Source organism: Pseudomonas sp. B21-010 (genome assembly GCF_024749325.1).
GTDB classification, from domain to species: Bacteria; Pseudomonadota; Gammaproteobacteria; order Pseudomonadales; family Pseudomonadaceae; genus Aquipseudomonas; species Aquipseudomonas kilonensis.
Genome location: NZ_CP087198.1, coordinates 246,299 through 265,739 on the forward strand (window position 1 = coordinate 246,299; position 19,441 = coordinate 265,739).

Genomic DNA, 19,441 nt, shown 5'->3' on the forward strand with positions numbered 1-19,441 from the left:
CCTACCACCCGTTTTAATCAGTCAGAGTGCCGAGCGTGGAATCAGAAGTCCGTCCAGTCGAACTAGTTCATGACCCGCGCACGCTGCACGACGACCCGCTGTTGGACGGCTTGCTGGCGCTCTGCATGCTGCATCAGAAGCCGGCCAGCGCGGCGATGCTCACCACCGGCCTGCCGCTGCCCAAGCAGCGGCTGAGCGTCGAATTATTGTCGCGCGCGGCGGCCCGTGCCGGTCTGCAAGGTCGGGTGCTGCAACGCAAGCTCGAGCAGATCCCGACCATCGCCATGCCAGCGCTGTTGTTGCTCAAGGACGGCCGCAGTGCCGTGCTGCTGGGCTGGGTCGGTGACGACCAGGCGCGGTTGCTGCTCAGCGAAAGCGACGGCGGTGAGGTGACCATCAGCCGCGAACTGCTGGCCGATGACTACAGCGGCAAGGTGTTCTTCGCCCAGCCGCAGCATAAATTTGACGTTAACCACGGCACGCTGATCCCTCGGGCGCGTTCGTGGTTTCGCGACACCCTCAAACGGTCCCGCTGGCTGTATGCCGATGCCATTGCCGCGAGCCTGCTGATCAACATCATTGCCATGGCCGCGCCACTGTTCGTGATGAACGTCTACGACCGCGTGGTGCCGAACCAGGCCGAATCGACCCTGTGGGTATTGGCCGTTGGTATCACCGGCGCCTATGTCTTCGACCTGATCCTCAAGATGCTGCGCAGCCTGTGCCTGGACCTGGCCGGCAAGAAAACCGACCTGATCATCTCGGCGACGCTGTTCGAACGCATCGTCGGCATGTCCATGAAATACCGCCCGGCGCGGGTCGGCAGCTTTGCCCAGAACATCCATGAGTTCCAGAGCCTGCGGGACTTCCTCGCGTCGCTGACCCTCACCAGCCTGATCGACCTGCCGTTCACCCTGCTGATTTTCATGGTCATCGCGATTATCGGCGGGCACCTGGTGTGGATTCCGGTGCTGGCGTTCCCGATTGCCCTGCTGATCGGCTACGCCTTGCAGAAGCCTTTGGTGGCAACCATGGAGCGCACCATGGCCCTGGGCGCCGAGCGCCAATCCAGCCTGATCGAAACCCTGGCCGGCCTGGATGCGGTGAAGGTCAACAACGCCGAGAGCGAACGCCAGTACCAGTGGGAACAGACCATCGGCACCCTCAGCCGCCTCGAGCTGCGGGTGAAAATGCTGTCCGGCCTGGCGATGAACATCACTTTGCTGATCCAGCAACTGGCCGGCGTGGTCATGATCGTCTTCGGCGTTTACCTGATCATCGCCGGCAACCTGAGCATGGGTGGGCTGGTCGCCTGCTACATGCTCAGCGGCCGCGCCCTCAGCCCGTTGGCTTCGCTGTCGGGCCTGCTGACCCGCTACCAACAGGCGCGGGTGACCATGACGTCCGTCGACCAGATGATGGAGCTGCCCCAAGAGCGCAATTTCGACGAGCGCCCGCTGAGCCGCAAGGTCCTGCAGGGCGCCATTGAATGCCGTCAGTTGAACTTCACTTATCCGAACCAGCAGAACCCCGCGCTGAAGAACATTAACCTGGTGATCAAGCCGGGCGAGAAAATCGGCATCATCGGCCGCAGCGGCTCGGGCAAGAGTTCCCTGGCCAAGTTGCTGGTGGGGCTTTACCAACCCGATGACGGCGCCTTGCTGGTGGACGGCGTGGACATCCGCCAGATCGACGTCAGCGAGTTGCGCTACAACATTGGCTACGTGCCCCAGGACATCCAGCTGCTGGCCGGTACCCTGCGCGACAACCTGACCTCCGGCGCCCGTTACGTCGAAGATGAACTGGTGCTCCAGGCCGCCGAACTGGCAGGCGTGCATGAGTTTGCCCGCCTGCATCCGCAAGGCTATGAACTGCAAGTCGGTGAGCGCGGACAGAACCTGTCCGGTGGTCAGCGCCAGAACGTTGCCCTGGCCCGCGCGCTGCTGCTCAACCCGCCCATCCTGTTACTGGACGAACCCACCAGCGCCATGGACAACACCGGTGAAGAACGCTTGAAACAGCGCTTGGCTGCCGTGGTGGAAAACAAGACCGTGCTGCTGGTGACGCACCGGGCATCCTTGCTGTCGCTGGTGGACCGCCTGTTGGTGATCGACCGTGGACAGATCCTCGCCGACGGCCCGAAAGCCGCTGTCATGGAAGCGTTGAAGAAGGGGCAGATCAGTGTTGCTTAAATCCGGTTTAAAGGGCGCGGTGGGTCGCTATTTCAAAGGTTCCGACTCGCTGCACGGCCAACCGCTGCCCGAAGTCAACAAGGCGCTGATCGAGGACGCTCCCCGGGTGGTGCGGCTGACGATCTGGGGCATCATCGGCTTCTTTGTGTTCCTGATGTTGTGGGCCAACTTCGCCGTGATCGACGAAGTGACCAAGGGCGACGGCAAGGCGATTCCTTCTTCCAAAATCCAGAAAATCCAGAACCTGGAAGGCGGCATCGTTGCTGAGCTGTTCGTCAAGGAGGGGCAGATCGTCGACGCCGGCGCGCCGTTGATTCGCCTGGACGACACCCGGTTTGTCTCCAACGTCGGCGAGACCGAGGCCGATCGCCTGTCCATGCTGTTGCGGGTCGAGCGCCTGAGTGCCGAGGTCGATGACCGGCCGCTGAACTTCCCGGCCGATGTGCTCAAGGCAGTACCGGGCCAGGCCGCCAGCGAGGAGTCGCTGTACATTAGCCGCCGCCAGCAGTTGCACGATGAAATCGGCGGCTTGCAGGAGCAGTTGATCCAGCGCCAGCAGGAACTGCGCGAATTCGTGTCAAAGCAGGCGCAGTACCGCTCCGGCCTGGCGCTGCAACGCCAGGAAATCAACATGTCCGAGCCGCTGGTGGCCCAGGGCGCGGTATCGCCGGTGGAAGTGCTGCGGCTCAAGCGCGCCGAGGTCGAGACCCGTGGGCAACTGGACGCCACGACGCTGGCGATCCCGCGTGCCGAATCGGCGATCAAGGAAGTGCAGCGAAAGATCGATGAGACCCGCGGCAAGTTCCGCAGCGAAGCCCTGACCCAGCTCAACGAAGCTCGCACCGACCTGAACAAGGCCCAGGCCACCGGCAAAGCCCTGGAAGACCGGGTGAGCCGGACCCTGGTGACGTCGCCCGTGCGCGGCATCGTCAACAAGTTGCTGGTGAACACCATCGGCGGCGTGATCCAGCCCGGCAGCGACCTGGTGGAAATCGTGCCGCTGGACGACACCATCCTTGTGGAAGCGAAAATCCGTCCCCAGGACATCGCCTTCCTGCACCCCGGCCAGGACGCCACGGTGAAATTCACCGCGTACGACTACACCATCTACGGCGGGATGAAAGCCAAGCTGGAACAGATCGGCGCCGACACCATCACCGATGAAGACAAGAAAACCACCTACTACATCATCAAGCTGCGCACCGAACGCAGCCACCTGGGCACCGATGACAAACCCCTGCTGATCATTCCGGGCATGGTGGCGTCGGTGGACATCATCACCGGCAAGAAAACCGTGCTCAGCTACCTGCTCAAACCCATCATCAAGGCCCGGTCCGAGGCGCTGCACGAGCGCTAGCCCTTCAGACCGGACTCCTCCCTTGTGGGAGCGAGCTTGCTTGCGATGACGGTGTGTCAGCGACAGATAACGTGTCTGACCTGACGCTATCGCGAGCAAGCTCGCTCCCACAGTATTTACCGTTGATCAATTTATGGTGTGATTGCTGGGACGCTTTTGTGGCGAGGGAGCTTGCTCCCGCTTGAGTGCGAAGCGCTCATCGCTTTTTTGGGGCCGCTGCGCGCCCCAGCGGGAGCAATCTCTGGTCACAGGACCGTGGCGTTCCCAAAACCCTTGTGGGAGCGAGCTTGCTCGCGATGACGGTGTGTCGGTGTTAAATAAAAGTCTGGCCCACCGCCATCGCGAGCAAGCTCGCTCCCACAGGTTCTGCCATATAGTTATGCATTTATAATATTTAAATTAACTTTCTTATACCCTTAAAGTCATCCCCCTGCGTACCTGCCGACCAATCGGCGCGCCGCACGACACAAACCAACACGGTAACGCCGTGAGTTTTGATCGATTGCGCGCCTGTTCAAGCGCGCTGTGCGTGGGAGTGATGTATGCCAGCCGTCTCTTATTCTCCAGATTCATCTATCGCGAACATTGCCCCGCAGTCGTTCGACATCCGCCCGTTCCGCGATGCCGTAGGCGCCGAAATCGTCGGGCTGGACCTGTCCCGACCGATCAGCGACCAGGATTTCGCCCGCATCCACCGCGCACACCTGGACTATCACGTCGTGGTGTTCCGCGACCAACGCATCACCCCTGAACAACAGATCGCCTTCAGCCGCCGTTTTGGCGTGCTGCAGATCCATGTGCTCAAGCAGTTCCTGTTAGCTGGGCATCCGGAAATCCTCATCGTCTCCAACATCATCGAAAACGGCCAATCCATCGGCCTCGGTGATGCCGGCAAATTCTGGCATTCGGACCTCTCCTATAAAGAACTGCCCAGCCTCGGCTCGATGCTCCACGCCCAGGAGCTGCCGAGCGAAGGCGGCGACACGCTGTTCGCCGACATGCACAAAGCCTGGGACGGTTTGCCCGAAGCGCTGCGTAAAGCCGTGGAAGGCCGTTCGGCGGCGCATTCCTATACGGCGCGCTACAGCGAAACCAAATTCGAAGGCAACTGGCGCCCGACGCTTACGCCGGAGCAACTGGCCCAGGTCGCCGAAGTAGTGCATCCGATCGTGCGCACCCACCCGGAAACCGGGCGCAAGGCGTTGTTCGTCAGCGAAGGGTTCACCACCCGCATCGTCGGTCTGCCGGAGGACGAAAGCACAGCGCTGCTGGCCGAGCTGTATGCCCACAGCGTGCTGCCGCAGAACATCTATCGCCATCAATGGCAGTCCCATGACCTGGTGTTCTGGGACAACCGCTCGCTGATCCACTTGGCCGCCGGTTGCCCGAGCCATCTGCGCCGCAAGCTGTATCGCACCACCATCCAGGGCGACGCCCCTTTCTGATCGGCTGCGCCTCGCGCAAAGAGCCCGGAGAATCACCATGTCCAAACGCATTGCTTTTGCACCGCTGGCCGCCGCCATCGGCCTGGGGTTCAGTTTGCTGGCCGGCAGCCTGGTCGCGCCGGCCAGTGCCCACGCCGAGGGCGAGATTCGCATCGCCGAGCAGTTCGGCATCGTTTACCTGCTGTTGAACGTGGTTCGCGATCAACAATTGATCGAGAAGTACGGCAAGCAGGAAGGCATCGAGATCAAGGTCGACTGGACCCAACTGTCGGGCGGCGCGGCGGTCAACGATGCGTTGCTGTCGGGCTCCATCGACATTGCCGGGGCCGGTGTCGGGCCGTTGTTGACGGTCTGGGACCGCACCCGTGGCAAGCAGAACGTCAAGGCCGTGGCTTCCCTGGGCAACTTTCCCTATTACCTGTTGAGCAACAACCCGAACGTCAAGACCATCGCCGACTTCACCGAGCAGGACCGCATCGCGGTGCCGGCGGTGGGCGTTTCGGTGCAGTCGCGTTTCCTGCAATACGCCGCCGCGAAACAGTGGGGCGACAAGGACTTCAATCGCCTCGACAAGTACACCCTGGCGGTTCCGCATCCGGACGCCACAGCCGCGTTGATTGCCGGTGGCACCGAGTTGACCGGGCATTTTTCCAACCCACCGTTCCAGGACCAGGCCCTGCAAAACCCCAACGTCCACGTGGTGCTCAACTCCTATGACGTGCTCGGGCCGAGTTCGCCCACGGTGTTGTTCGCCACTGAGAAATTCCGCGATGAAAACCCGAAGACCTACAAGGCATTCGTGGAGGCGCTGACCGAAGCGGCCGAATTCGCCCAGAAGGACAAAGGCGCGGCGGCGGACACCTACCTGCGGGTGACCAAGGCCAAGATCGACCGGGCGACGTTGCTGAAGATCATCGACAACCCGCAGATCGAATTCACCGTCAGCCCGAAAAACACCAACCCGCTGGCCGAATTTCTCTACCGCGTCGGCGCGATCAAGAACAAACCGGCGTCGTGGGAAGATTATTTCTTCCAGGACGCCAAACCGCTGCAGGGGAGCTGATTGTCATGAATGCGTTTTTGCAAGGCCACGCGGCCAGCAACCCCACTTCCACCGGGACCGCGTTGTTGTCGGTGGATAACGTCAGCCTGGAGTACCGCACCCCGCAGCGGGTGGTGCGGGCCACCCACCAGGTCAGTTTCGAAGTCGATCCGGCGGACCGTTTTGTACTGCTCGGGCCATCGGGCTGCGGCAAGTCGACCTTGCTCAAGGCCATTGGCGGCTTCATCACGCCGTGCGAAGGCGAGATTCGCCTGCAAGGCCAGACTGTCAGCGCGCCGGGTCCGGACCGGATCGTGGTATTCCAGGAGTTCGATCAACTGCCGCCCTGGAAAACCGTGAAGCAGAACGTGATGTTCGCGCTGCTGGCATCCGGCACGCTCAAGCGTCGCGAGGCCGAGGAGCGGGCGTTGCATTACCTCGACAAAGTCGGTCTGGCGGCGTTTGCCGATGCCTACCCACACACCTTGTCTGGTGGGATGAAGGCCCGCGTCGCCATTGCCCGGGCGTTGGCGATGCAGCCGAAGATCCTGCTGATGGACGAGCCCTTCGCCGCCCTCGATGCCCTGACCCGACGCAAGATGCAGGAAGAATTGCTGCTGCTCTGGGAAGAGGTGCGTTTCACCCTGCTGTTCGTCACCCACTCCATCGAAGAAGCACTGGTGGTGGGCAATCGCATCCTGCTGCTGTCACCGCACCCAGGAAGGGTACGGGCGGAAATCCACAGCCACCAATACGATCTGCACAGCCTCGGCGGCGTGGGTTTCCAGCACACTGCGCGGCGGATTCATCGGTTGCTGTTCGATGAAAACCAGTCGCCGGACACCGAGCGTGAGCTGGATTTCGCCGACATCCGTATCGCCTACTGACCCTGTAGGAGCTGTCGAGTGCAACGAGGCTGCGATCTTTTGATCCTTCGCTTGAGACTCAAGCAACAGGGACAAGATCGCAGCCTCGCTTCGCTCGGCAGCTCCTACGGGGCGGTGCCAGGTTCTGAAAAAGAGAGAGTCTATGAGCCAGTTATCGCCTGCGCGCGAAGAATACGAAGTCGATCTGCAACCCCTGACCCACGTGCCATTGGAGCGCGAGTTGCCCTTGGGCCAGCGCCTCTGGCAACAGGGTTGGTTGCGCAAAAGTCTGATCCTGTTATTGCTGGCGGTGGTGTGGGAGGGCGTGGCGCGTTACCAGAACAACGACCTGCTGCTGCCGAGTTTCCTGCAAACCGCCAGTGCGTTGTACGACGGTTTGCTCAGCGGCGAGCTGCTGGGCAAAGTGTGGATTTCCCTGGTGGTGCTGCTCAAGGGCTATCTGCTGGGGATCGTCCTGGCGTTTGGCTTGACCACGCTGGCCGTGTCGACCCAGTTCGGTCGCGACTTGCTCAGCACCCTGACGTCGATGTTCAACCCGTTGCCGGCCATCGCCCTGTTGCCGTTGGCGCTGCTGTGGTTCGGCCTGGGGCAGAACAGCCTGATTTTCGTGCTGGTGCATTCGGTGCTGTGGGCGCTGGCGTTGAACATGTATGCGGGGTTTCTCGGCGTGTCGGAAACGCTGCGCATGGCCGGGCGCAACTACGGGCTCAAGGGCCTGCGTTTTGTGCTGTTCATCCTGATCCCGGCGGCGCTGCCGTCGATCCTCGCCGGGCTGAAAATCGGCTGGGCCTTCGCCTGGCGCACGCTGATCGCCGCCGAACTGGTGTTCGGCGCCACCAGCGGCAAGGGCGGCCTGGGCTGGTACATCTTCCAGAACCGCAACGAGCTGTACACCGACAAGGTCTTTGCCGGGTTGGCGGTGGTGATTCTGATCGGGTTGCTGGTGGAGAATCTGGTGTTCGACAGTCTGGAGCGGGTGACGGTGAAGCGCTGGGGGATGCAGCGGTGATTCGGTAGTACACCTTTGTGGCGAGGGCGCTTGCTCCCGCTCGGCTGCGCCCTGTAGGAGCTGCCGAAGGCTGCGATCTTTTGATCTTTCGCTTGGGACTCAAGTGTCTGGGGAAAGATCGCAGCCTCGTTGCACTCGACAGCTCCTACACGCAGGCCAGCGGGAGCAATCTCTGGCCACGGGTTATGGGTTGTCTGGGCTGACGTCATCGCGAGCAAGCTCGCTCCCACAGTTGATCGGCGTTGATCTCGATATTTCTGTTCGACACAGATCCAGTGTGGGAGCGAGCTTGCTCGCGATGGCAATCCTCAATTCACCACAGGCCTGTCAGCCAGCTGCTTGAACCTCCAGCCGATCCATTGCCCTTTCCACCAACAAATGCACCCCATCAGCCATCCGGCTGATTGCCAGGATGACGCTGCGGCGCGAACCGTCGACATCATCGGCCAGGTCGGCGGCGATGGCGCTGATGGACAGCAGGTCTTCGGAGGCATTGGCCAACAGGGTTTCGGTGTCGATACCAGGGGCGACCATGAAGAGTTGGGCGGTTTGGGTTTTGCCCGAGGCTTCATCGGTGGGTTTGGGATTGAGGTAGTAGTCGAGGACGCGCTCGGCGGCTTCGTCGAGTTTTTTGGCTTTCGAGGATTTGTCGGCGGTGTTGCCAGGGCTTCCTGGCGGATTTGGAGTTACTTTGAACATGTCGTGAAGCTCCATCTGTAGAAGTGGAACCGACACCATTCGCTTGCACGCAAATGAGGTGGCAGTTGTACGTAGGTGTGCAAGACCGGGCAGACGGAACCCCGGCAGACTCCTCCTTGCGGAAAAATCTCCCACGCACAACTGCCATAAAGCGCCTCTCGATCAAGGCGGATAGCAATGTGCGTCGTCTTTTACCCGGACTTGCACGTCCGTGTCACCGTTTTTTCAATGACAAACCCAGACTAGCGGTGAGCCCCAAGCCGGACAAGTTCACCAACATCGCCGCAACTTGAAGGAAATCTCCTAGGACGTTGCTGTACGCAAGCAGCACACCAAACCTGTGGCGAGGGAGCTTGCTCCCGCTGGCCTGCGAAGCAGGCCCCGTTCGAGGCTGATTTTATTTATCGCTGCCCGGCCCATTAGCCAAGTAAAGCCCCTCCCATTTCCTTTAGACTGGCCGCCCTCAAGCAAGCCTTCAGGACACGGAATGCCAACCCCTCACCGCACCCTTCGCAAAGCCCTGATCGTTTGGTTATATGCCGCCGCCCTGATGCACCTGCTCGCCGGCGTCACGCTGACTTGGGCCGGTCATTCCGGCTTGCTCGATAACTACCTGAACACCATCGAACAGGCTTTCTGGGGCGTCAATGTCGTGCCCGCCACGGCCCGCGCGCAACAAGTCTGGTGGCTGGCCTTGTTCGGCGCCACGTTGCAAAGCTATGCGCTGTACATGCTCGCTCTGGTCCATATCGGCAATCGCCTGAAGAGCGCCATGCCTTGGGGTTGGCTGATCGCCGGCATCCTGCTCTGGGCACCCCAGGACATGCTGATTTCCGCCCAGGCCCAAGTCTGGTCGCACCTGTGGTTCGACAGCCTGGCACTGCTCGTTTTATTGCCGCCGCTGTTCTGGCTCTATCGCCACGACCGCCGCACCTCCCTGACTGACAACGCGTCGAGTGATTCAAACCATGCCTGACTTTTCACTGCTGGATTGGGCCATCACCCTGCTGATTGCCCAAGCGATCCTCGGTGCGCTGGATACCCTGTATCACCACGAACTCACTGTCGCCTTGCCCTATCGCCACAGTGCCCGGCTGGAGCTCTCTATCCATGCCCTGCGCTCGTGCTTCTACGGGATCCTGTTCCTGGGCATGGCGCACTTGGCCTTCGAGGGGACGTGGGCGATCGTCATCGCGCTGCTGTTCGCACTGGAGATCGGCCTGACGCTCTGGGACTTCGTGGTCGAGGACCGTAGCCGCAAGCTGCCCGCCATCGAGCGCATCATGCACACGGTGCTGGCGGTCAACGGCGGGGCCTTCTTCGCGCTGTACGGCGTGCAACTGGCGCAGTGGGCGAGTTTGCCCACCGGCCTGAGCGCGATCGACCTCGGCTGGCGCGGTTGGCTGCTGACCTTGTTCGCCATCGGGGTTACGGCCTCGGGGATTCGCGACGGCTTGGCGGCCTTGCGCATGCAGCGCGCGGGCAAGCCGGCCAACCCGTTTGCCGGTGGTGCCTACAAGCGCGTGCTGGTGACCGGCGGCACCGGGTTTATCGGCGAGACGCTGGTCAATCAATTGCTCGACGCCGGGCACACAGTCAGCGTGCTGGCTCGCGATCCATTGAAAGCGGCCTATCTGTTTGATGGCCGCACCCGTTGCCTGCGCTCGCTGGGCAAGCTGGGTCATGACGAGACCTTCGATGTGGTGATCAACCTGGCGGGCGCGCCGGTCGCCGGTCCGCGCTGGAGCCCCGCGCGCCAGGCGCAACTCATCGCCAGCCGGGTCAATACCACCGAAGCCTTGATGACTTGGTTGAAAAACGCCCGGCATAAACCGGCGTTGTGGATTCAGGCGTCGGCCGTCGGTTTTTACGGCGTGCGTGACGCCAGCGAAAGCCTCGATGAAAGCGCCACCCAGGGCGATGGCTTCATGGCTGAACTCTGTGTGCGTTGGGAAGCCTCGGCCCGGCCTGCCACTGAATTGGGTGTGCGGCAGGTGGTGATGCGCCTGGGCGTGGTGTTTGGTCCGGGCGGTGCTTTGTTGCCGTTGCTGATTCCATTTCGCCTGGGGTTTGGCGGGCGGATGGGTGACGGTCGGCAAATCATGAGTTGGGTGCATCGCGACGACGTGATCCAAGTGATCGCCCGGGCCTTCGATGACGAAAGCCTGAGCGGTACCTACAACCTGGTGGCGCCAGAAACGGTCAGTCAGGCGCTGTTCGCTGAAAGCGTTGGCAAGGTGCTCAAGCGCCCGGTGTGGTTCCACATTCCCGCCGCGCCGGTGCGTGCCTTGGCAGGCGAAATGGCCCAGTTGTTTTTCGACGGCCAACGTGTGCTGCCAAGTCGTCTCGTCGAGGCGGGCTATACGTTCCGTTACCCGACGCTTGATGCTGCCCTGCGCGACCTGGCCTGAGGAGCGCCCATGAGCAAGCCCCGGATGTACCTGCTGGCCGGCAACGGCAGCGCCGCCGATTGGTGGGACGACGCGTTGCCGTACTTTCAACACCACGACGTGGTGCCGCTGGAGCTGCCTGGTTTTGGCAGCAACCCTCAAGCTCCCTGCGAAGACCTGGCGGCCTACGCCCAGGCGTTGCTGGCGGCAACGGACAAGGGCAGCGCGATCATGGCGGTCGGGGTCAACGCCTTGCTGGTGCTGCATGCCTTGCAACGTCAGCCGGGGCATTTTTGTCGCAGTGTGTTGTTGGCGCCGGTGGGTGCGTTTTTGTGGCAACGACGGCTGCCGGCGTTGATGTCGCCGCTGCCGATTCGCAAGACCATTCACTGGCTGCTGGCGAACAAACCGACGCTGTTTGCCCACAAGTTTTCCAGCCAGGCCTGGACGCCTGCACAGTACCAGCGCATGGGCGCTGGCTATGCTCGCTGCCGCGCCTTTGTGCCGCACTGGGACTTGGTGCGTGCCGACACCGCCTTGCCATTGCTGGAGTGGATCACCGACCCAGTCGAACTGGTGTGGGGCGATCAGGACAAGGTACTGGGCGTCGCCCAAGCGGCGGCCTGGTCGGCCATTCTGGCCCGTGCCGATTTGACCATCAGCGTGAAGCCCGGCTGGGGTCACTACCCGTGGATCGACTCACCCGCTGAGTTCGCGGCGTGGCTGGAATCGGGCGAACGTGGTTTCGTCGCGCATACCAAAGGCGGCCGCTTGCGTCTGGCGGCGTTGGCTGGGCAGCCGGTGCCTGCGGCGCTGTCGCTCAACGATTGCGCTGACCCGCGCTTGGCAAGCTTTCTGAAGAGCCAGCCGGACGCTATCTGGGCCGTGCGTTCCTCCAGTTACGGTGAGGATCAGGCCGATGCGGCCAATGCCGGCTTGAGCACCACATTCCTGCGCGAACCGACGCATAACGTGCCGGCGCGCATTGCCGAGTTGAGTGCGGCAGGTGTCGAGGAAGTGGTGGTGCAGCGCTTCATCACACCACGGCTGTCCGGCATCGCATTCGTGCGTCACCTGTCCGTCGAACTGGAATGGGTCGAAGGTCACTTGGAGTCCTTGGCCGACGGTCACGTGAGCCCCGAGCGCGCGATCATTTCCCGCCTCGGCGCGTCGTGGAACAGCGACACCTTCAAGCCCGCCCATGGCCTGACTGAAGACCTGCTGTGGCGTTTCCTGCAAGGCGTGCTGCGGGTCTTCCACTACGTACCCGGCGACGTTGAATGGGCCTGGGACGGCAGGCAACTCTGGCTGCTGCAATACCGGCCGATCAGCGACTACGGCTGGCGCCGCCACCTGACCGCCGCCAACATCGCCGAGATCCTGCCGCCGCAACCCAGCGTGTTGGTGGAGTACGTCCAGCGCCGCGCGGCGGCGAGCATTCCGGCGATCATGGCGCGTTGGGATTCGCGGGTGTTGCAAGACAACGAGCCTTTCACGGCGGTGTTTGGCGGCGCTTCGTATATCAACAATGATTTGTTTCTCGCCCGGCTGGCCGACTGGGGCATCAGCGCCAGCAGCTACGCCGGCGAGGTCGGCGGCGCGACTCCGCACCTGCCTTGGCGGCCCCTGCGCCTGCTGCGTTCGCTGCCGTTGTTCCTGGGCATGCAACGCATCGCCCGCGGGCATTTGCTGACGCTGGAAAACGGCTTGCGACGTTTTGATCGAGAGCTGCACGAACTGACCGGACAAGGCGCAGACGGCCAGCAACTGGCCGACTGGTTTACCCGTTTCTACGTGTTCGTGGTGCAAGGCAACCTGTGCATCGCCAGCGCCTTGGCCAGCAGTGGCGGCGACTGGCTGGGTCGGCCACCGACCGCCTACGACAATCTTGAACACAGCCCGCATCGGCTGCCCTGGGAAACCGACCCAGCGACGCCACGCCCGGCACCGACCGAGCTGCCGTTGCAGGCCTTCCCACAATGGCCCCTGACGATTCGCCTGGCCCATTCGACCGGTCTGCCAGGCTTGCGCGGTTACTACTTGCAAGTGCGCGAATGGTATCGCGACAACCTGATGCGGATTTTTTTTCGCTTGCATCACGCCATGCCGGCGGTGGACCGGGCGCATTGGTTCACCCCGCACTCGGACATTCGTAGCCGCGACGGCAGCTTCTGGCAGGACGGTCGTGAAGGCACCGAGCAGGCGAGTGGGTTCTTGATCTACCCGGGTCAGGCCCAAGGTATTTTGGGCGAGGACATCCTGCTGGAAGACACCCTGGACCCTGGCCGCCACGCCCACTATCAACGCGCCCGGGCTGTGATTGCACGCATGGGCGGACGTCTGTCTCATGGCTCGACGCTGCTGCGTGAGTTGCGCAAACCTTCGGCGGTGTTGCCTCAGGTGGATGTGGCTTGGTTGGGGCATGAGGTGGTGTATTGCGATGGGGTGTTGAGGTTGGTGGAGTAGCCAGTCTCGATCTGTCAGGTTTGGGATGTCTGGGCGAAAGTCATCGCGAGCAAGCTCGCTCCCACAGTAGGTCGGTGTTGGCCTTGCTACTTCATTCGACACAAGCCCCTTGTGGGAGCGAGCTTGCTCGCGATGGCCATCTTACTCACCCTGCATAACGCCGAGCCCGGTGGCGAGGGAGCTTGCTCCCGCTGGGTTGCGCAGCGACCCCAAGCAATTTGAATGGGATCTGCCTGACACACCGAGGCGCCAGGGTTTGGGACTGCTGCGCAGTCCAGCGGGAGCAAGCTTCCTCGCCATGGGATGGTGTGTGTGCCTGAAGATTGGGCGCCGCCGGCACGCCTCGGGCGCTATCGCGGTGTTGCAATTGTTTATCCCGGACCGCTGTTGTGGCGAGGGAGCTTGCTCCCGCTGGGTTGCGCAGCAACCCCAAGCAATTTGAATGCGATCTGCCTGACACACCGAGGCGCCAGGGTTTGGGACTGCTGCGCAGTCCAGCGGGAGCAAGCTCCCTCGCCACAAGGAGTGCGTTCAACTCTGGAGCTGTTCTCAATCCCCAGAAACGAAAAAACCGGCCGAAGCCGGTGTTTTCACCCCAACGGCCAGAGAACTTAATCTCTGCGTACGGGGTTGAGTGAGCGAATCCTAAGTTGAAGAAATCGCGAGGTCAACACCACCGTTGCCACAGAGATTTCCTCCTCTTCACCGCTACTCCCTTGACGCCCCCCACCGCTGTCGTAGACTCCGCCCATCCGTCAGGGAGTAACGGTCATGCGACGTTTATGCAGTTGGGTTGTGGGATTGGCCTTTGTAACGTGCGGGGTTCAGGCGCAAACGTCGGCTTCCGACGATCCGTTGCTGGAGAGCAATGCTTCGGCCAGTGCGTCTGGCAACGAGGCGCGAGGGGTGCTTCGGGCGCGGGATCAGGCGGTGCTGGCCAGTGAGTTGGCCGGGCGGATTGTCGAGTTGCCGTTCAGTGAGGGCGAGTCGTTCAAGAAGGGCGACACCCTGGCGCGTTTCGATTGCTCGGCCTATCAGGCCCAGCTCAATGCGGCCCAGGCGGCCAGCCGTGGCGCGAGTGAGGAACTGGCGCATAACCGGCAATTGGCGGAATTGAAATCCGTCGGGCGTTTCGAGGTGTCGCGGGCCGAGGCCCGGCTCAGCGAGACCCAGGCGCAGTCCCAGGTGTACCAGGTCCAGGTCAAGCGCTGCAGCGTGATCGCACCCTTCGACGGGCAAGTGGTGGCGCGCAAGGTCCAGCGTTATGAAAGCGTCGCGGCCGGCGCGCCGTTGCTGGATGTGGTCGACAACCGCACCCTGGAGATCCATTTGCTGGTGCCTTCACGTTGGATGGACAGGCTCAAGCCCGGTCAACCCTTCACGTTTATCCCCGATGAAACCGGCAAGCCGTTGCAAGCGACGGTCAAGCGCCTGGGCGCGCGCATCGATGAGGGCAGCCAGACCCTGCTGCTGGTGGCGAGCGTGCCGGATGCCAGCGGCTTGCTGTCGGGCATGAGTGGCACGGCGCGTTTCGCGGAGCCCAAGTGAACGCGCCGATCACGGGCAGCGCCGAGCAGGTGTTTGCCCGCTTCCTCGACCTGGAGCGCCAGACGCGGGCCGCGCGTACCCCGGCGCAATTGAGCTACAGCCTGGTCAACGACGGCCAGGCCCTGTTCGGGTTTCGCCACGCCGCGTTATTGATTGCCGGCAAGGTCCAGGCGGTGACCGGCGTCAGCACCGTGGAACCGAATGCGCCGTTCGTGGCGTTCGTCGAGCAGGCCGTGGCGCAGTTGTTCAAGCAGGGGGTGCTGAAGCAGGCCCGGGTGATTGCCGCCGATGGGGTGAGCGAGTCCATCCGGGCAGACTGGCGAAGCCTGTCGGCCGGACAAGTGTTCTGGCTGCCGTTGATCGATCATCAGGGCCAGGTGTTCGGCGGTTTGTGGCTGGCCCGCGACCTGCCGTGGACCCCACCCGAACAAGTGCTGCTGTCGCAACTGGGCGACACCTACAGCCATGCGTGGTTGGCGCTGCAACCGCGCAAGCCGTGGCGCCTGCGCTGGACACGCAAGCGCCAGGTCGCCCTGGTGGCGGTGTTGCTGCTGGGCTTGCTGATCCCTGTGCGCCAGTCCGTGTTGGCCCCGGCCGAAGTGGTGCCGCTGGGCGGGCAGGTGGTGGCGGCGCCGTTGGATGGGGTGATCGCCGAGTTCCTGGTCAAGCCTAACCAGACCGTCAAGAACGGTGACCTGCTGCTGCGTTTCGAAAGCACCAGCCTCAAGGCTCAGGCCGACGTGGCCGAGCGTGCGTTGGGCGTGGCCGAGGCGGAACTCAAGGCCAATTCCCAGCGCTCGTTTGCCGACGCGGAGTCGAGTTCGAAGATCGATCTGCTGGCCGCCCGCGTCGAACAGAAGCGCGCCGAGCGCAACTACGCGCTTGAGCTGCTCAAGCGCAGCGAAGTCCGCGCCGAGCGCGACGGCATCGCGGTATTTGCCGACGCCGAGCGCTGGCTTGGCAAGCCCGTGCAGACCGGCGAGCGGCTGATGGAAATCGCCGATCCGAACCAGGCCGAGTTGCGTATTGAGTTGGCGGTGGGCGACGCGATTGCCCTGGAGCCCGGTGCGCAAGTGGCGTTGTTTCTCGACAGCGACCCGTTGCAGCGGCACCTGGCCTGGCTCGAACGCTCGGCGTATGAAGCGCAGCCGACCGCCGCCGGGCAACTGGCGTATCGGTTGGATGCGCGTTTCGATGCTCAAGCGCCGCGTATCGGCCTGCGAGGTACGGCGAAGGTCTTCGGCGACCGCGCGCCGCTGGCGTTGTACCTGTTGCGTCGGCCACTGGCCGGCCTGCGCCAGAGCGTAGGCCTGTAGCATGGACCTGCCGAGCCTGCGGCCGGACCTGCAACTGTCCCCGGCGGCGCCGGACCCGGACGGTTCGCCGCAGTGGACCTTGGCCGATCCGGTGCGCGGGCGCTATTTCAAGCTGGGCGCGGCGGCGATGCGCATGTTGCGGCACTGGTCCCTGGGCGATCCGGAACAGGTGTTGCAGGCGGCGAACCGCGAGCCGGGCCTGCCGCTCAATGGCGAATCGCTGGAGCAATTGCTGGGCTTCTTGCGCGGCCATGACCTGATCAGCGCGATGGACCCGCAACAGCGCGACAGCTATCTCTCCAAGACCGCCGCACAGCGCCAGAGCCTGTGGCAGATCCTGCTGCATCAATACCTGTTTTTCCGCATTCCGCTGTGGCGCCCGGACGCTTTTCTCAATCGTGCCTGGCCCTGGTTGGCGCGGTTTGGCCCCGGGATCCTGCGCTATGGCCTGCCGCTGACCCTGGGCGTGGGCATCTTCCTGGTATCGCGGGACTGGCAGCGCTTCATCGCAACGTTTCCGCACTTGTTCAGCCTGGGTGGGGCGCTGGCGTTCGGGACGGCGTTGTTCTTCGCCAAGTTGTGCCACGAATTCGGCCATGCTTTCATGGCCAAGCGCGCGGGCTGCCGTGTGCAAAGCATGGGCGTGGCATTCATGGTGCTGTTGCCGATGTTCTACACCGACGTCAGCGACGCCTGGCGAATCAATGATCGCCGCGCGCGCCTGCTGATCGGTGCCGGCGGGGTTCTGGCCGAGCTGCTGCTGGCGTGCATCGCTTTGCTGGCCTGGTCGCTGCTGCCCGACGGGCCGGCGCGCACCGCGGCGTTCATGCTGGCCAGCGCCACCTGGATCACCACGCTGGTCATCAACCTGAACCCCTTCATGCGCTTCGATGGGTATTTCCTGCTCAGTGATTTCTGGGCGGTGGATAACCTTCAAGGGCGTGCGTTCGCCCTGTGCCGCTGGCGCCTGCGCGAAGCCTTGTTCGGTTATGGCGCGGCGGCGCCGGAACCCTGGTCGCCGAAGATGCGCCGGCGTTTGCTGATGTGGGGGTATGGCTCCTGGTTGTGGCGGGCGTTGTTGTTTTTCGGGATTGCCCTGGCGGTCTATCACCTGTTCTTCAAGGTGTTGGGCATTTTTCTGATGATGGTGGAATTGGTGTGGTTCATTTTTATGCCCATCGTGAATGAATGGCGGCAATGGTGGAGTCGCCGTGAGCAGGCCCACGGCGTTCGGGTGCTCCTGAGCAGCCTGGTGGTGCTGGCGTTGCTGTTGGTGCTGTTGCTGCCCTGGCGCAGCGCGGTGGAAGTGCCGGCCATGCTCGAGGCCGGGCGGGCCAGTGCCTTGCACGCGCCGGTGGCGGCGCGGGTCAAGCAGGTGAATGTGCGCGACGGCCAGGCCGTGGCCCAGGGTGATGTGTTGATCGAGCTGGAGTCGCCGGACATGGCGTCGCGCCTGACCATCGTGCGCCGGGAAATCGAGATCCAGCAGTTGCAGATGCGCCGTCAGGCCGGGCGCAGCGAAACCGCTGCCGATGCCGGCATCATCGAACAGCAACTGGCCGAAGCGGTGGCCGAATACCGGGGACTGGTCGCCCAGCGTGAACGCCTGTTGTTGCGTGCACCCCACGCCGGCCAGGTGCGCGACTTGTTGCCGCAACTGTCGGTCGGGCGTTGGTTGTCGCCCACGCAAGCGCTGGCGCGGGTGGTGCAGACCGACTCGCGATTGCGCGGCTACTTGACCGAAGCCGAGCTTTGGCGGGTCGAGCCGGGGGCCACGGGGCGGTTCATTGCGGACGATCCGATGCACACCTCGATTGCTGTGCAGTTGAATGAAATCGACACCAATGGCGTGGCTTGGGTCGAACAGCAAGCGTTGACGTCTGACCATCACGGGCCGATTGCGGTGCGCCGCGACTCGCAGCAACGGGCCGAGCCGGTGCAGGCGCAATACGGCGTGCGCCTGAGTGCGGTGGACGACACGTCCGCCCCAGTGCAACCGCTGCGTGGCGTGGCGGTGTTGCAGGGCAAGGGCGAGTCGGTGTTGGGAGCGGCCTGGCGTCGGTTGGCGGCGTTGGGTGTCAGGGAAAGCGGGTTCTAAGGAGCAAGCATGGATTCAGTGGCGGCAGAGGGATTGGTGGTGCGTCCATCGCGGGTCAGCGATGGACCGTTTTTGCAGGGCCTGTACCAGGCGGCGCGACCGGACCTGCAATGGATCGATGGCGAGCCTGAGCAGGTGCAGCAGGTGATTGCCCAGCAGTTCCAGGTGCAGGAGCAAGGGTTGGGCGAGAACTTCCCCAATGCCATGCATTACGTCGTGGAAAAACTCGGCACCGCTATCGGCGCCTTGAGCACGGATTTCGGCCCCAATGAAATTCGCGTGCTGTACCTGGCCTTCATCCCCCAGGCACGTGGGCAGGGGTATGGTCGGACGGTGCTGCAAGGGGTGCAGAAAGCCGCGCAACAGATCCGTTGCCCAGTGGCCACCGTGGTCTGGGCCAGCAACCCCCACGCCCGTCGGCACTACCTGGCCCTGGGCTTCGAAGTACAAGAGCGCAGCCCGGCGGCGGAGCGGTTGGTCTGGTATCCGAAAGGCAACTGAATGACGCCGTACCCCTGTGGGAGCGAGCTGTGTGGGAGCAAGGCTTGCCCGCGATGAAAACGCCGCGGTCTCTTGAGGACCGCAGCGCCTGGATCGCGAGCAAGCTTTGCTCCCACACAGTTGCTCCCACAATAGATTTGTTATGGCCTCAGGTTTTGGCGATCAGTTAAACGCGATGTAGAAATACCCCAGCGCCGGATCCCGTCCCATGGGCGGCATCCGTGACACGAACACCCCTTCTATCTTGCCCAGTTCCGGCACTTCCAACCCACAGAGCCCGTCGACGAACGCCGTACTTTCCAGGCTGTTGAATTCCACGCTGAAGGGCATGCGCTCGGTGTTCGGCAGCTTTGCCCGAGGTGTTTCGTCAAGGGTTTCGAAGCGCACCGGCAGGCAACTGCCGTCGGGCAGGGTCAGGCTGCCGGTCTGGCCCAGCAGCGGTTGGAAATGGCGGCTATGAACCTGTTGCAGCATGTCGACACTCCAAAAGG

At 62.8% G+C, this 19,441-nt stretch carries 15 protein-coding genes; 13 read left to right on the top strand and 2 right to left on the bottom strand.

The features are described 5' to 3' along the window. Window positions 1-35: 35 nt before the first annotated feature. From LOY50_RS01075 to LOY50_RS01100, 6 genes are all read left to right on the top strand, one after another. Window positions 36-2,192, top strand: coding sequence for a type I secretion system permease/ATPase (locus LOY50_RS01075; protein ID WP_253470815.1), 2,157 nt, complete (start codon window positions 36-38; stop codon window positions 2,190-2,192). Then, a complete protein-coding gene (locus tag LOY50_RS01080) occupies window positions 2,182-3,549 on the top strand; it encodes an HlyD family type I secretion periplasmic adaptor subunit (protein ID WP_253470817.1) in 1,368 nt (455 codons plus the stop codon). Before LOY50_RS01075 ends, LOY50_RS01080 begins: the two co-directional genes overlap by 11 nt. A gap of 542 nt (window positions 3,550-4,091) precedes the next feature. Next, window positions 4,092-4,994 (top strand): TauD/TfdA family dioxygenase, encoded by a 903-nt coding sequence (locus tag LOY50_RS01085; RefSeq protein ID WP_258690154.1) that lies wholly within the window; start codon window positions 4,092-4,094, stop codon window positions 4,992-4,994. Between the two features lie 37 nt (window positions 4,995-5,031). Further along, entirely contained in the window at window positions 5,032-6,057 is a 1,026-nt protein-coding gene (locus LOY50_RS01090) for an ABC transporter substrate-binding protein (protein WP_258690155.1), read from the top strand. Between the two features lie 5 nt (window positions 6,058-6,062). Beyond that, window positions 6,063-6,923, top strand: a complete 861-nt coding sequence (locus LOY50_RS01095; protein WP_258690156.1) for an ABC transporter ATP-binding protein — start codon at window positions 6,063-6,065, stop codon at window positions 6,921-6,923. Window positions 6,924-7,065: 142 nt separating this feature from the next. After that, window positions 7,066-7,932, top strand: coding sequence for an ABC transporter permease (locus LOY50_RS01100; RefSeq protein ID WP_014335972.1), 867 nt, complete (start codon window positions 7,066-7,068; stop codon window positions 7,930-7,932). Window positions 7,933-8,259: 327 nt separating this feature from the next. On the opposite strand, the gene LOY50_RS01105 is transcribed toward LOY50_RS01100, so the two are convergent. Next, on the bottom strand, window positions 8,260-8,631 hold the full coding sequence (locus LOY50_RS01105) for a DUF6124 family protein (protein WP_253470824.1): 372 nt from the start codon (window positions 8,629-8,631) through the stop codon (window positions 8,260-8,262). A 487-nt stretch (window positions 8,632-9,118) separates the two neighbouring features. Here LOY50_RS01105 and LOY50_RS01110 point away from each other — a divergent pair, with 487 nt between their 5' ends. From LOY50_RS01110 to LOY50_RS01140, 7 genes are all read left to right on the top strand, one after another. Then, entirely contained in the window at window positions 9,119-9,607 is a 489-nt protein-coding gene (locus LOY50_RS01110) for a cell division protein (RefSeq protein WP_258690157.1), read from the top strand. Further along, window positions 9,600-11,042 (top strand): TIGR01777 family oxidoreductase, encoded by a 1,443-nt coding sequence (locus LOY50_RS01115; protein WP_258690158.1) that lies wholly within the window; start codon window positions 9,600-9,602, stop codon window positions 11,040-11,042. The genes LOY50_RS01110 and LOY50_RS01115 overlap by 8 nt, the downstream gene beginning before the upstream one ends. Window positions 11,043-11,051: 9 nt before the next feature. Then, entirely contained in the window at window positions 11,052-13,487 is a 2,436-nt protein-coding gene (locus tag LOY50_RS01120) for a PEP-utilizing enzyme (protein ID WP_258690159.1), read from the top strand. Between the two features lie 771 nt (window positions 13,488-14,258). Beyond that, window positions 14,259-15,035: an efflux RND transporter periplasmic adaptor subunit gene (locus tag LOY50_RS01125; protein ID WP_214511037.1), complete on the top strand. Its 777-nt coding sequence runs from the start codon at window positions 14,259-14,261 to the stop codon at window positions 15,033-15,035. Next, complete coding sequence (locus LOY50_RS01130) at window positions 15,032-16,351, top strand: efflux RND transporter periplasmic adaptor subunit (RefSeq protein WP_253470832.1); 1,320 nt, start codon at window positions 15,032-15,034, stop codon at window positions 16,349-16,351. Before LOY50_RS01125 ends, LOY50_RS01130 begins: the two co-directional genes overlap by 4 nt. Before the next feature lies 1 nt (window position 16,352). Then, window positions 16,353-18,449: a biotin/lipoyl-binding protein gene (locus LOY50_RS01135; protein WP_258690160.1), complete on the top strand. Its 2,097-nt coding sequence runs from the start codon at window positions 16,353-16,355 to the stop codon at window positions 18,447-18,449. A 9-nt stretch (window positions 18,450-18,458) separates the two neighbouring features. Then, the gene (locus tag LOY50_RS01140; protein WP_253470837.1) at window positions 18,459-18,950 is read left to right on the top strand and encodes a GNAT family N-acetyltransferase; all 492 of its coding nucleotides are present in this window, start codon (window positions 18,459-18,461) and stop codon (window positions 18,948-18,950) included. A gap of 162 nt (window positions 18,951-19,112) precedes the next feature. Here the strand turns inward: LOY50_RS01140 and LOY50_RS01145 are convergent, their stop codons facing one another. Next, window positions 19,113-19,424: a DUF6916 family protein gene (locus LOY50_RS01145; protein WP_253470839.1), complete on the bottom strand. Its 312-nt coding sequence runs from the start codon at window positions 19,422-19,424 to the stop codon at window positions 19,113-19,115. Window positions 19,425-19,441: the final 17 nt, after the last annotated feature.